Here is a 12,042-nt window from a genome sequence, read left to right as displayed (position 1 = left end):
GGGGCCTTCCCCTGTGCGCCGGCGAGGGGCACACTGGGTACATGAACCAGCACCCGCGCGCAGCGATCGCCGTCGTCGCCCTGATGGGCCTGCTCCCCCTGGCCGGGTGCGACGGGCAGGGGGCCGACGACCCGTCGAGTTCGACGCCGAGCTCGACGGAGCCGGCACCGGGCCCCTCGGACGGGGGCAGCCCCTCGCCGAGCCCCACCTCGCCCTCGAGCCCGACGCCCACCAGCCCCGCACCCACCAGCCCGTCCGACGGGGGCAGCCCCTCGCCGAGCCCCACCTCGCCCTCGAGCCCGACGCCCACCAGCCCGTCCGACGACGGCCCGGAGGACTCCGTGACCACCTACCTCGTGATGTTCGCCCCGCCCGAGGGCGTCTCCGACCCGGCCGCCCGCAAGGAGGCGGTACGCCGCCAGGTGGACCGGAAGGCCGCCCAGTTCGAGGAGCGCGGCCTCGAGGTGAGTTCGCGCTACAGCACCGTTGGTGGCCTCGCCGTCCGGGCCACGGCCGCCCAAGCGGAGGAGCTGCGGTCCGACCCCGACGTGCTGTCGGTCGAGAAGGACCGCATGGTCAGCATCCCCGAGGTTCCCGGTCCCAGCGCCACCTGAGCGCGAGACCCTCGGTCCGTCACGAGCGATGGAGGTGGATGTGACGTCGCACGAGGGAAGTGGACCGCTCGACGACCACGCAGCGGACCTGTGGGTGGCGCCCGTCGTGGTCAACCTGGCGCTCGCCGCCTGGGCCCAGCACGGGCGATCCCGCACCTGACGGCTCAGCGCAGGGGGCGCCAGAGGGTGAGCTCGCGGCCGGTGGCGGGGCGGGCCGGCCGCTGGCCCTGACGCACCGCCTCGGCCTCGCCCCGGCGGCCGGCGGCGAAGACGCGCTGTCCCGCATCGAGGACGGCGCGGGCCCGGTGCAGCTCGGCCTCCATCTCGGCCATGCGCTCGGCCATCTCCTCGGTGAGGCGCGTGAGCTCCATGATGCGGCGGATGCCCGCCAGGGAGATGCCCTCCTCGGCGGAGAGACGCTGCACCTCCCGCAGTTGCTCCACGTCGGCCTCCGAGTAGCGCCGCCCGCCGCCCCGCGCACGGCTGGGCGAGACCAAGCCCATGCGGTCGTACTGGCGCAGCGTCTGGGCGTGCATGCCGGTCAACTCGGCCGCCACGCTGATGACGTACACCGGGCGCGTGTCCGGGGTGCGGTCGCTCGCGCCCCCAGTCGTGCCCGGCCCGGTGGTCATGCCCGGGCGCGGGCCGCGAGGTCGGCCCGCGGGTTGGTGTCGTCGGCGGCCTGCAGGGCCTCGACGGCCTCGCGCTGGGCGTCGGTGAGGTCAGTGGGCACGGCCACGTGCACCTCGGCCAGCAGGTCACCGGCACCGCCCTTGGTGGGCACGCCGCGGCCGCGCAGGCGCAGCCGCCGCCCCGAGGGGGTGCCCGGCGCCACCTTGACCTTGACGCTCTGGCCGTCCCAGGTGGGCACGGCCACCACGGCACCCAGGGCCGCCTCGGCGAAGGTGACCGGCAGCTCCATCACCAGGTCGTCGCCCTCGCGCCGGTAGAGGCCGTGCGGGCGCACGTGCACGGTGATCATGAGGTCGCCGGTCGGGCCACCGTCGGGGCTGGGGTGGCCCTTGCCGCGCAGGCGGATGCGCTGGCCGTCCTTGACGCCGGCCGGCACCTTGATGGTGGTGGTGCCGCCGTCGGCCTGGCGCACGGTGACCTTGTCGCCCTCCAGGGCCTGACGCAGGTCCACGGTCACCTCGGCCTCGAGGTCCTGCCCGCGCTGCGGCGCCGCGTGGCGCGGTCCGCCCGGCCGGGGGCCGAAGCCGGCCTGGCCGCCGCCGAAGCCGCCCCCGCCGAACATCCGCAGGATGTCCTCGAGGTCCTCGCCGCCCACCTGCTGGCCGCCGGGCCCGCCGAAACGCACCCGCTGCCCACCACCGGAACCGCCGAAGGCCGAGAACAGGTCCTCGAAGCCACCGGCTCCCCCGCCAGGGCCGCCGGCCCCCGCGGTGAACCGGGCGCCACCTGCCGCCATCTGGCGGACGGCGTCGTACTCCTTGCGCTGCTCGGCGTCCGAGAGCACCTGGTAGGCCTCGCCGATCTCCTTGAAGCGCTGCTCGGCGGCCTCGTCACCGGGGTGCTGGTCGGGGTGGTTGGCCCGCGCCAGCTTGCGGTAGGCCTTCTTGATCTCGGCGCCGTCGGCATCGGGCGAGACACCCAGGGTCTTGTAGAAATCCTTCTCGAACCAGTCCTGGCTCGCCATCTTGCCTCCTCGCGGGATCGATCTGTGGGCCGGTGGGGTGCCCCGCACCCGGGTGGGTGCGGGGCACGTGTCGTCAGGCCGGGTCGGCCACGGCCACGCGGGCCGGGCGCACCACGCGGTCCCCGACCGCGAAGCCCGGCTGCAGCACCTGCACCACGGTGGTGTCAGTGGTGCCCTCGGGCAGCTCGGCCTGGGTGTGCATGAGCGCCTCGTGCACGGTGGGGTCGAACGCCTCGCCGGCCTCACCGAGACGGCGCACCCCGAAGCGCTCCAGGGTCCCCTCGAGCTTGGTGGCGATGGCGGCGAACGGGCCGTCGGTCAGCTCGCCGTGCTCGCGGGCCATGTGCACGTCGTCGAGCACCGGCAGCAGGGCCTCCACGACGGTGCCGATGGTGGCGTCCTTGTCCTTGGCGCGCTCACGCTCCATGCGGTTGCGGTAGTTGACCATGTCGGCCTGGGCGCGGCGGAGGTCCTCCAGCCGCTCGGCGGCCAGCAGGGTGTCCGGGTGCACCTCGGGCTCGGCGTCCTGGCCGGCCCCGGTGTCCTGCGCGTCGGCCGGGGTGGCCTCGTCGGCGCCGTCGGTGAGTGCCTGCTCGGCGGCCGCGGCGTCCTCGGGGGCCGGGGCCTCCTCGACGGAGCCCGGCTGGGTTGCGCCCTCGTGCTCGGGGGCGTCGGGGGTCTGGGGGGTCTGCTCCTGGTCGGCCATCGGCCACCTCCTGTTCGTGGGGGCCCGGGGGCGGGACGCGATCCCGCCCCCGGGTCCAACGGCATCAACCACGGGTCACCGCGGCGGGTGGGTGGGCGACGGGCGCCCACCCACCATCGGTCACTTGGACGTGTTGTCGTCGTCCTCGACGACCTCGGCGTCCACCACGTCGTCGTCGGCGGAACCGGCCTGGTCGCCAGCGGCCTGACCACCCTCGGCACCCGCGCCGGCCTCGGACTGGGCGGCGTACATGGCCGCACCCATCTTCTGGCTGGCCTCGGAGACCTTGGTGGTGGCGGCCTTCAGGTCCTCGGCGCCGGCGTCCTCCTTGGCCAGCAGCTCCTTGAGCTCGGCCAGGGCGGACTCGGTCTCGGACTTCTCCACCTCAGGCAGCTTGTCGCCGTTGTCGGCGATGAACTTCTCGGTGGAGTAGGACACCTGCTCGGCCTGGTTGCGGGCCTCGGCGGCCTCACGTCGCTGGGCGTCCTCGGCCGCGTGGGCCTCGGCGTCCTTGACCATGCGCTCGATGTCCTCCTTGCTGAGGGCCGAGCCGCCGGAGATCGTCATGGACTGCTCCTGGCCGGTGCCGCGGTCCTTGGCGGACACGTGCACGATGCCGTTGGCGTCGATGTCGAAGGTGACCTCGATCTGCGGCACGCCACGGGGGGCCGGGGCGATGCCGGTGAGCTCGAAGTTGCCCAGCGGCTTGTTGTCGCGGGCCAGCTCGCGCTCGCCCTGGAACACCTGGATGCCCACGGCCGGCTGGTTGTCCTCGGCGGTGGTGAACACCTCGGAGCGCTTGGTGGGGATGGCCGTGTTGCGCTCGATGAGCTTGGTCATCAGGCCGCCCTTGGTCTCGATGCCGAGGGACAGCGGCGTGACGTCGATGAGCAGCACGTCCTTGCGGTCGCCCTTGAGCACACCGGCCTGCACGGCCGCACCGGCGGCCACGACCTCGTCCGGGTTGACGCCCTTGTTGGGCTCCTTGCCGGTGAGCTTCTTGACCAGCTCGGCGACGGCCGGCATGCGGGTGGAACCACCCACGAGCACGACGTGGTCGATCTCGTCGACCTTCACGCCGGCGTCCTTCATGACGGCCTCGAAGGGCTGCTTGGTGCGCTCCAGCAGCTTCTCGGTCATCTGCTCGAACTGGGTGCGGCTCAGCGACTCGTCCAGGTGGATCGGGCCGTTCTCCCCCATCGAGAGGTACTGCAGGTTGATGGAGGTGGAGGTGGAGCTCGACAGCTCCTTCTTGGCCTGCTCGGCGGCGTCGCGCAGACGCTGCATGGCGATCTTGTCGCCTGCCAGGTCCACACCGGTGCTGTTCTTCACACTCGTGAGCAGGTGCTGCACGATCGCGTCGTCCCAGTCGTCACCGCCCAGCTTGTTGTCACCGGAGGTGGCGCGCACCTGGATGGTGGAGAAGCCGTCCTCGGGGTCCTTGCTCACCTCGAGCAGCGAGACGTCGAAGGTGCCGCCACCGAGGTCGAAGACGAGGATGAGCTCGTCCTCCTTGCCCTTGTCCAGACCGTAGGCCAGGGCCGCGGCGGTGGGCTCGTTGATGATGCGCTGCACGTTCAGGCCGGCGATCTCACCGGCCTCCTTGGTGGACTGGCGCTCGGCGTCGTCGAAGTAGGCCGGCACGGTGATGACGGCGTCCGTGACCTCCTCGCCCAGGTAGGCCTCGGCGTCGCGCTTGAGCTTCATGAGCGTGCGGGCGCTGATCTCCTGCGGCGTGTACGTCTTGCCGTCGATCTCGGTGCTCCAGTCGGTGCCCATGTGGCGCTTGACGGAGCGGATGGTGCGATCGACGTTGGTGACGGCCTGGCGCTTGGCCACCTCGCCGACGAGGATCTCGCCGTTCTTGGAGAAGGAGACGACGGACGGGGTGGTGCGACCGCCCTCGGCGTTCGCGATGATCTCCGGCTCGCCACCGTCGAGGATGGCCATGGCGGAGTTGGTGGTACCCAGGTCGATACCGATTGCGCGTCCCATGAGGGAACCTCCTGCGTGTCGCGGATGGGTTGATGCGGGAGCAACTCTGCGGAGCGCCAGACCGGGTGGTCAAGGTGGCACTCACCAAAGTTGCGTCTGCATCACTCAACCCATGGCGCGGGAGGTTCATTCCCCGGGGCCTGCGGTGACCTGGGCCACACCCCGGGCGCGGGTGTCGGGTCTCACTCACGATGTCGCAGCGAGGATGCTGGTCATGTGACAGAGGACACCAGCATCCATGTCGAAGCCTCTTACGTGACCTCGACCGGCACCCACGTCACCGAGCAGATGGGCTCGGTGGACGACCATGTGGTGGCGCTGGCGAAGCCCGTACGGCGGATCCGCTCCCACCGCGGTCAGAAGCATCGGCCCGGCCTCTTCTGGTCTGCGACGGCCTGGGGTCACGCCCCTTACGAGAGCGCCTAGACTGGGTGAAGAACGCTGCAAGTATCTAGGAATCCCAGGAGGAGCAGGGCGCGGTATGCCTCGAACTCTGACGGTGTCCGATGTGAGCGACGGGCGTCCAGTCCTTTGCCGAGATGACATGGTCGAACCGGTCCTCTACGGCATGGTGCGGGTCCTGCGAGGGCACCCGGGCCGCATCACACTGGGCGCCGGCCCCGATCACGTGATGGTCGAGTGGCTCCACGCAGACCCTCAGTGGGGCTTGGATTGCGTGGGCTATGGCAGGCTCGGCCCCGAGTTGGACAGATACGCCCTGGATGTCCCTGAATCAAATTGTGAGTGGGAAAGGGCGGTCGAGGGAAGCCGCTCCACGTTGATCTACACGCCTCCAAGGACGACTGGATCAACGTGACCCCCACGGTCGTGACGCGCGCAGCCACTTCACCCACCACGGAGCCAGTCCTCACCTCGACAGACCCTTGAGTCTGACCGCCCCCGCTGCGGCATCGAGGAGGTCGTAGCCGGTGGGCGCGCCTAGGACGAGCACCACCGCGACATCGCAACAGTGAGTCACGCCGTGAGAGGCGTCTCGAACGCCCGGCGGTACCCACGGGGTCACCAGCCGCGTCGGGTCACGAGCCTGCGCTGGAAGCACTTGAAGATTCAGACACGAACGTGAGACGCCCGCTTCCTCCCGAAGATGTCAAAGCCCTGATCAGGGGCTCATCGCAGTGACACGAACCGCGGGAACCTACACGGGTGGTGTCGGGTCTCATTAAAGAGGCTCATCCGATCTGAGGGTGTAGTCGTGGCCTGAAGCCGCCGGCTTCGAGGAGGGATCGGGCGATGTAGTGGGTCAGGTTCGGAAGCCCAGGGCGGAGCCGCTTAGGTGCTCGAGGCGGCCGTTGATGGCCTCGGTGGGGCCGCTGCTGGTGCCGGGCAGGTCGAAGAACGCCAACACGGCCGTGGCGCGCTTGGTGAGGGTCTTTCCAAGCGTGAGCAGTTCGCCCAGCGCGGCCGGGAGGCCGCGTGTCAGGGAGTCGATCACCGCGGTCATGAGAGTCCGGCCCTGGGAGCGGTCGGGGTGGCGGTAGGCGGTGATCATGCGCTGGTAGATGCCCCAGGTCACTTCGACCTCGATGTGTTCAGCGGCGGCGAACAGCGCGTCCGGCCGGGTCTTCTGCTTGTCGGTGAGCAGGTCGGCACCGGTGTGCAGGGTCCGCCGGGCGCGGTAGAGCGGATCCTTGGCGCGGCCGCGGTGGCCGTGCAGATCGAGTTGGGCCCTGCGCCTGCAGCGGTCCAGGGCGTCACCGGCCAACCTCACCACGTGGAAGGGGTCCATCACTGCGGTCGCCCCGGGCAACTCCTCGGCAGCAGCGGTCTTGAAGCCGGTGGGGGCACCGCCCGCTGAGATACTCCGCGTCAGCGGTGCAGCGGGGGAAACCCGTCCATCGCGACCACCTCGACGCCGTCGCGGTGCCCTGGCTTCGCCGCGAGGGTGCGCTTGCGCCCCCAGCAGATCTGACCCCGTCCGTAGGGCATCCTCATCAACGGGTCTCCTCGCGCATCCGGCACGTCATGGTCTGCGGAGGTGGCTACAGCATTCGAGAGAGGAGGAGTTTGGACGTGAGGTCAGTGCGCTACGTCGGTGGGTGTCTCACAGGAGGGCTGGCCCTGCTCTTCGTGCTCAGCGGCATCGGTCTGCTGTTGGACGGCGAGGTGGGTGCTGCCAGCCTCAGTCTGGTCCTCGCGGCCGGGTTGGGCTTCTTGGGTCGGCGCACGTGGCCACGGTCCGAACATGAACGCGTGAAGGGAGGGGAGGCCGCGGAGCGCGGCGCTACTCCTCCGCCTCCTTCTGCGCCCGATGGGGGAGCAGAGCCCGAGCAGCACCGTCAGCCCAACGCCCAGCGGCCCGCACCTCCTCCGTCCGCACAGTCCTCTGCGCCGGCATCGCTGCAATCTGAGGCGCCCGGGGCCGGTCAAGCTAGTCGATCCACTGCGCCGACGGGCCCTGTGGAGGAGCCGCGGGGGCCTGCGTCGGACGTCTCCGTGCCATCCACGCCGACAGTTCCACCGGCGCCGTCCGGGGGACACTCCGCATCCCCACCACGCAAGAAGGCTCCTCGGGGCGTGGTGCAGGCTCGGCTCACCCGCAAGCAGAGCAGCCACGACCCCTCCGACACTGTCTTCGCGGTGTTGGACGTGGAGACCACGGGCACGGACCCCGCCACGCACCGCATCGTTGAGGTGGCCGTCGTGCTGGTGACCGGCCGTGGCGCCGTGGTGGACGAGTTCGCGACCCTGGTGGCGGCCCCCGGTGGAGTGAAGGATTCCACCCGCTTCCACGGGATCACTGACGCCGATCTGCAAGATGCCCCGACCTGGCGGCAGGTGTGGCCGGAGTTGTCCGCGTTGCTGGAGGGGGCCGTGATGGTGGCCCACAACCTTCCGTTCGACCTTGGGTTCCTGACGGCCGAGACTCGACGCATCAAGGGTCGGATGCCGAACATGCTCGCCGTCTGCACGCTGGAGTCGGCCCAGGAGCAGCTGAACGGGCAGGCTTTCAGCCTGACGTCTCTGCACAAGACCGTCAGCGGTGGGTGGCGCAACGACGGCCACAGCGCATTGGGGGATGCGCGAGCCACGCGGGACCTTCTGATGTGGCTGCTCCACGAAGGTCCTGTGCCGCTGCGTCTGACCAAGCCGGTCCCCGTGTGGCAGGGAGCCGACGCGACGCCGGCGACCCCGGTGAAGATCCGGCCAGTCGAGAGGTGGGTGCGTGACCTGCGCGTGGTGGTCAACTCCGTGCCGGATTCGCCGCGGTCCCGCATGACGGATGTGGGTGCGGATGCACGGACCGAGTTCACCGACGAGCTGAGGGAGGCGCTGTCGGACGGCCGGCTGTTCTCCGACGAGCTCGAGATGCTGGCTGCCCGCGCGCTGGGGCTCCGTGCCTCGAAGCAGGAGCTACTGGGTCTCATCGAGCCGGTGTGGTCCGAGACGATGGCCTCACGGGCCGGTCGCAGCCAGACGGAGGACAAGCGGGTCCGACGGACGGCGACGCAGTTGGGCCTGGACGGTGTCGTGCAGGTGCCGGAGGTGGCAGAGGCGGAGGATGCCGGCCCATACGCCCGCATCCTCACCGACTGGCGAGTGGCTTTCGTCGGCGATTCGACCGAGCTCGAAGAGCTGCGCGGCCTGGCGCTGGCTCACGGCGTGCGCGAGGCCAAGCGCGTCACGGAGACGGTCCGTGTGACCGTTCTCGATCCCGGTGCGCAGGAGAACCGCAAGGTGGAGCGCAGCCGGGAGCTCGGCATCGATGTGGTGGACCCTGCCGCCTTCCGTCCGATGCTCGAGAAGGCGATCAGGTTCGGCCGGACTCGGGAGGACAAGCGTCTGGCGGAGCAGGAAGCCTCCGACGCCTACTGGGAGGCGCAGCGTGAGGAGGCCGATGCCTACTGGCGGCACACCTGGAAGCGATGACCTCAGGACAAGACTTTTCCTGTCCCGACCGCCGTGAAGGGAGCAGGAAAACTCCGATCCTGCGCCCACAACCCAACCCCGAGGAAAGGCCGCAGTACGGAGTTCGCCTACATCGCCGAGTGGACCTTCAGGGCTCTTCCGATCTGAGGGTGTAGCAGCGGTGGCGCAGCCATCGCTCGTCACCCTCCGGAGCTGACGGCGGGAACCACATCGCTGGGGTGACCTACGGCCCTTGCACCCTGAAGCCGGAGAACGTCCATCTACGCACTTCCACCGGTCGCAGTAACGTGGGCTTCAAGGCGCGCACGTCGTGCAGCGTCCGCGTGACCTCGATCCACCACACATCCGACCTTCGCCACAAGCGCCTCCTCTGGTGGGTCAAGGATCCCTCGAAGTCTGGCGGCAACACCGGACAGAAGACCTACCACCAGAAGAACCTCTCGCACTCGTGCTCTGGGGGCAAGCGCACCCGATGGGGAGGAACCACCCTGGGAACGATCATCCGGAAGGGGAAGAAGTACTATGCCCGCGTCTACCCGACCACAAATGCTCTCAACTGTGGCGCGTAATTGGATCAACCTGATCCGCGGGCGCCGGAGGGGTCGAGAAATAATTCTGCTCTATAAGGACGAGACCTTTGGGGACAGGGAATACATCTGGGCGGCAACACCCTCGCAACGCATCGCCCTGGAGATGACCGCCCGGGAGCACCAACTCCCCGGAACGGAGAAGTGGTTCACCACCGTCCCATGGGTCACCGATGGAGAAGATCGTCCCGAATCTCTCTTCGTCGTCGCAGCCGGGGATCTCGATACTCATTTCGGTCGAATCGCGTACTCTACCCGGCGAGCGGCTGAAGAACATGTGATGCAGTCACGGGAAGACGACCTACTGGTCCTCGAGGTGCCTGTGACAGGCTGACGTCGCCGCCGGTACGGCGGGCCGGGTTCCTTCTTGTTGCCCGCGTGAGTTCACGACCCCGGGAACGACCCCGGCCACGAGGGCACGGAGATCGTCGGTGGCCGCAGATATGTTGCTCGCGCCAGAAGCCCCCTACGAGGACGACGACGTGGAACACCTGCAGGATCCGTTCGAGGCCGTGGCGCGCGAGTACCTCGACCCCGAGACTGCCCGGCGCTGGCTGGCGCTGGGCCGCCCGACGGTGGAGCTGGTGGGCGGCGAGGGCCCCGTGGTGGCGCGGCTCGGCGGCGTTCCGCACCTGCCCGCCGGCACCCCGTGGCCGCACTGGGAGGGCCACGGCCCGTTGGCGTTCGTGGGCGAGGTGGACCTCGCCGCCCTCGCGGCCGCTGGGCTGCGCACCGGCATCGAGCTGCCCACGACGGGGCGCCTGCTGGCCTTCCACTGGGACGGCGAGGTGGACGACTTCGAGACCCTCGTGGGCTGCTGGGACCCTGCCACGGCCGCCGGCGCGGTGCTGCTGCACGTGGCCGCGGGGCGCGACACCTGCCCGCCGACCCAGGTGCCCGAGCCGCTGGAGTCGTGGACCGAGGTGGAGCTGACCGGCCGGCAGGCCATGAGCTACCCGGCCTCGGACCACCCCGCGGTGTCGCTGGAGTTCGGCGTGGGCCCGGTGGACGACCACCCGGTGACCAACGAGGACTTCGAGGACGAGGTGATGACCCTGCAGATCGCCCAGGCCAGCCACCGCCTGGGCGGGTACACCCTGCCCGACCAGGGTCCGACGGAGTTCGAGGTCATGGCGTTCAAGGGGCTCTCCGCCGAGGGGGAGGATGGCGACCGGGAGGCCGTCCGGTGGCACAACCTGCTGCAGGTGGGCAGCGACGACGCCACCGGCATGTGCTGGGGGGACGAGGGCAAGCTCTACTGGATGACCCGCCCGGACGCGGAGGAGCCCGTGGCGGACGCCGGGTTCACCTGGCAGTGCGCATGAGCACCCGGCCCGTGCTCAGCGCGAGGTGGCCAACCGGGCGCCGAACAGAACCAGCACCGTGCCGGTGACGGCATCGATGGCGCGCTGGGCCACCGGGCGTTGCAGGAGCCCCCGCACCGAGTGCGCCCCGGCGATGATGAGCGCGAAGAAGACCAGCGACTCGACCACGTGCACCAGCGCCAGGAGCAGGCCCATCACAGCGGTGGGCACCCCGTCGGCCATGAAGTGGGGCAGCACCGCCACGTAGAAGGCGCCCACCTTGGGGTTGAGCACGTTGGTGAGCAGGCCGCGACGGAGGTGCTCCCACGCGCCACCGCGGGTGCGCGGGGCGGCGTCGAGGTCCACGTGACCTGTGCCCCGCACCACGCCCCACAGCATCCGCAGGCCGAGGAAGAGCATGTAGGCAGCACCCACCAGCTTGAGGACGGTGAACGCGGTGGCCGAGGCGGTGAGCAGGGCGCTCACCCCCACCGCGGCGGCCACGGCCCAGACCAGGGAACCGGCGCAGATGCCCACGCCTGTGGCCACGGCGGAGCCGCGCCCGTCGCGGAGGGCGGAGCGCAGCACGAGGGCCATGTCGAGCCCCGGCGTGATGGTGAGCACGGCCGCGACGACGGCGAAGGAGAGCAGGGCCTGGGCGAGCGTCATCGGCACATCATGGGGGATGGCCCGACGCCGCCGTGATGAGGAGGGGACACCGGCACCCTCTCCGGGCAGACTGACCCCATGAGCACCTGGATCGGCTTCCTGCGCGCGGTGAACCTGGGGGCGAGGCGGAAGTTCCCGGCCGCGGAGGTGCGCACCTGCGTGGAGGCCCTGGGGTTCACCGACGTGGCCACCCACATCAACACCGGCAACGTGCGCTTCAGCACCACGATGCACTCGCGGGAGCGCATCACCGAGCGGCTCGAGGCCGCCTTCGCGGCCGACCGCGGGTTCGACGTGCCGGTGGTGCTGCTGACGCCCGCCGAGCTGCAGGAGGTGGTGGACTCCCTCGACGAGGTGGCCGCCGGGCACGACGGTGCGCACTACGTGTCGCTGCTGCGCGCCAAGCCCGGCGCCGACGCGGTCGCCGCGCTGGAGGGGCTGGAGTTCCCCGGCGAGCGGGTGATGGTGCGGGGCCGCGCCGCCCACACGCTGATGGGGCCGGACGTGCATCGCTCGAAACTCTCCAACGGGCTGGTGGAACGCCACGCCGGCACGGCCACCTCCCGCAACCGCACGGTGCTGGCCGCCATCGCCGGGAAGTGGTGCTGAGGCACGCCCGACC

10 protein-coding genes and 1 pseudogene are annotated in these 12,042 nt (G+C 70.3%); 5 read left to right on the top strand and 6 right to left on the bottom strand.

Annotation, left to right across the window (positions count from 1 at the left end):
- Positions 1-41 precede the first annotated feature (41 nt).
- Positions 42-614 carry a protease inhibitor I9 family protein gene (locus ACFFHC_RS05695; protein WP_379803696.1) on the top strand — a complete coding sequence of 191 codons (573 nt, stop codon included), beginning with the start codon at positions 42-44 and terminating at the stop codon, positions 612-614.
- A gap of 164 nt (positions 615-778) precedes the next feature.
- Here ACFFHC_RS05695 and ACFFHC_RS05690 read toward each other — a convergent pair whose 3' ends face one another.
- The 5 genes and pseudogenes from ACFFHC_RS05690 to ACFFHC_RS05670 form a co-directional block, all read right to left on the bottom strand.
- Positions 779-1,246 carry a heat shock protein transcriptional repressor HspR gene (locus ACFFHC_RS05690; protein ID WP_141494494.1) on the bottom strand — a complete coding sequence of 156 codons (468 nt, stop codon included), beginning with the start codon at positions 1,244-1,246 and terminating at the stop codon, positions 779-781.
- A complete protein-coding gene (locus tag ACFFHC_RS05685; protein WP_141494493.1) occupies positions 1,243-2,271 on the bottom strand; it encodes a DnaJ C-terminal domain-containing protein in 1,029 nt (342 codons plus the stop codon). Before ACFFHC_RS05685 ends, ACFFHC_RS05690 begins: the two co-directional genes overlap by 4 nt.
- 73 nt (positions 2,272-2,344) lie before the next feature.
- Positions 2,345-2,977 (bottom strand): nucleotide exchange factor GrpE, encoded by a 633-nt coding sequence (locus ACFFHC_RS05680; RefSeq protein ID WP_379803691.1) that lies wholly within the window; start codon positions 2,975-2,977, stop codon positions 2,345-2,347.
- A 120-nt stretch (positions 2,978-3,097) separates the two neighbouring features.
- Positions 3,098-4,972: a molecular chaperone DnaK gene (gene dnaK / locus ACFFHC_RS05675; protein ID WP_141494825.1), complete on the bottom strand. Its 1,875-nt coding sequence runs from the start codon at positions 4,970-4,972 to the stop codon at positions 3,098-3,100.
- A 1,190-nt stretch (positions 4,973-6,162) separates the two neighbouring features.
- Positions 6,163-6,859 (bottom strand): annotated as a pseudogene (locus tag ACFFHC_RS05670) (ISL3 family transposase); the annotation flags it as partial.
- 648 nt (positions 6,860-7,507) lie between these two features.
- Between ACFFHC_RS05670 and ACFFHC_RS05665 the strand changes: the two are divergent.
- The 3 genes from ACFFHC_RS05665 to ACFFHC_RS05655 all read left to right on the top strand — a co-directional run bounded on the left by ACFFHC_RS05665 (position 7,508) and on the right by ACFFHC_RS05655 (position 10,772).
- Positions 7,508-8,860, top strand: a complete 1,353-nt coding sequence (locus ACFFHC_RS05665) for a 3'-5' exonuclease (protein WP_181443167.1) — start codon at positions 7,508-7,510, stop codon at positions 8,858-8,860.
- A gap of 546 nt (positions 8,861-9,406) precedes the next feature.
- Positions 9,407-9,781: a hypothetical protein gene (locus tag ACFFHC_RS05660; RefSeq protein WP_141494827.1), complete on the top strand. Its 375-nt coding sequence runs from the start codon at positions 9,407-9,409 to the stop codon at positions 9,779-9,781.
- A gap of 148 nt (positions 9,782-9,929) precedes the next feature.
- Positions 9,930-10,772 (top strand): DUF1963 domain-containing protein, encoded by an 843-nt coding sequence (locus ACFFHC_RS05655; protein ID WP_180802242.1) that lies wholly within the window; start codon positions 9,930-9,932, stop codon positions 10,770-10,772.
- 15 nt (positions 10,773-10,787) lie between these two features.
- Here the strand turns inward: ACFFHC_RS05655 and ACFFHC_RS05650 are convergent, their stop codons facing one another.
- The gene (locus ACFFHC_RS05650; RefSeq protein WP_070706135.1) at positions 10,788-11,420 is read right to left on the bottom strand and encodes a LysE family translocator; all 633 of its coding nucleotides are present in this window, start codon (positions 11,418-11,420) and stop codon (positions 10,788-10,790) included.
- A 78-nt stretch (positions 11,421-11,498) separates the two neighbouring features.
- Here ACFFHC_RS05650 and ACFFHC_RS05645 point away from each other — a divergent pair, with 78 nt between their 5' ends.
- A complete protein-coding gene (locus ACFFHC_RS05645; RefSeq protein WP_070706137.1) occupies positions 11,499-12,029 on the top strand; it encodes a DUF1697 domain-containing protein in 531 nt (176 codons plus the stop codon).
- Positions 12,030-12,042: the final 13 nt, after the last annotated feature.

Origin of the sequence: Kytococcus schroeteri, assembly GCF_042433515.1 — a bacterium.
Classification (GTDB): domain Bacteria; phylum Actinomycetota; class Actinomycetes; order Actinomycetales; family Dermatophilaceae; genus Kytococcus; species Kytococcus schroeteri.
The sequence above is the reverse complement of the archived record's forward strand: the minus strand, read 5'-3'. Positions and strand labels throughout refer to the sequence as shown.

What these genes read in the sequence shown, in the direction of transcription:
- ACFFHC_RS05650 (WP_070706135.1), bottom strand. Translation starts at nt 11,420, where the DNA reads ATGACGCTCGCCCAGGCCCTGCTCTCCTTCGCCGTCGTCGCGGCCGTG.
- ACFFHC_RS05645 (WP_070706137.1), top strand. Translation starts at nt 11,499, where the DNA reads ATGAGCACCTGGATCGGCTTCCTGCGCGCGGTGAACCTGGGGGCGAGG.
- ACFFHC_RS05660 (WP_141494827.1), top strand. Translation starts at nt 9,407, where the DNA reads ATGCTCTCAACTGTGGCGCGTAATTGGATCAACCTGATCCGCGGGCGC.
- ACFFHC_RS05685 (WP_141494493.1), bottom strand. Translation starts at nt 2,271, where the DNA reads ATGGCGAGCCAGGACTGGTTCGAGAAGGATTTCTACAAGACCCTGGGT.
- dnaK (WP_141494825.1), bottom strand. Translation starts at nt 4,972, where the DNA reads ATGGGACGCGCAATCGGTATCGACCTGGGTACCACCAACTCCGCCATG.
- ACFFHC_RS05680 (WP_379803691.1), bottom strand. Translation starts at nt 2,977, where the DNA reads ATGGCCGACCAGGAGCAGACCCCCCAGACCCCCGACGCCCCCGAGCAC.
- ACFFHC_RS05695 (WP_379803696.1), top strand. Translation starts at nt 42, where the DNA reads ATGAACCAGCACCCGCGCGCAGCGATCGCCGTCGTCGCCCTGATGGGC.
- ACFFHC_RS05690 (WP_141494494.1), bottom strand. Translation starts at nt 1,246, where the DNA reads ATGACCACCGGGCCGGGCACGACTGGGGGCGCGAGCGACCGCACCCCG.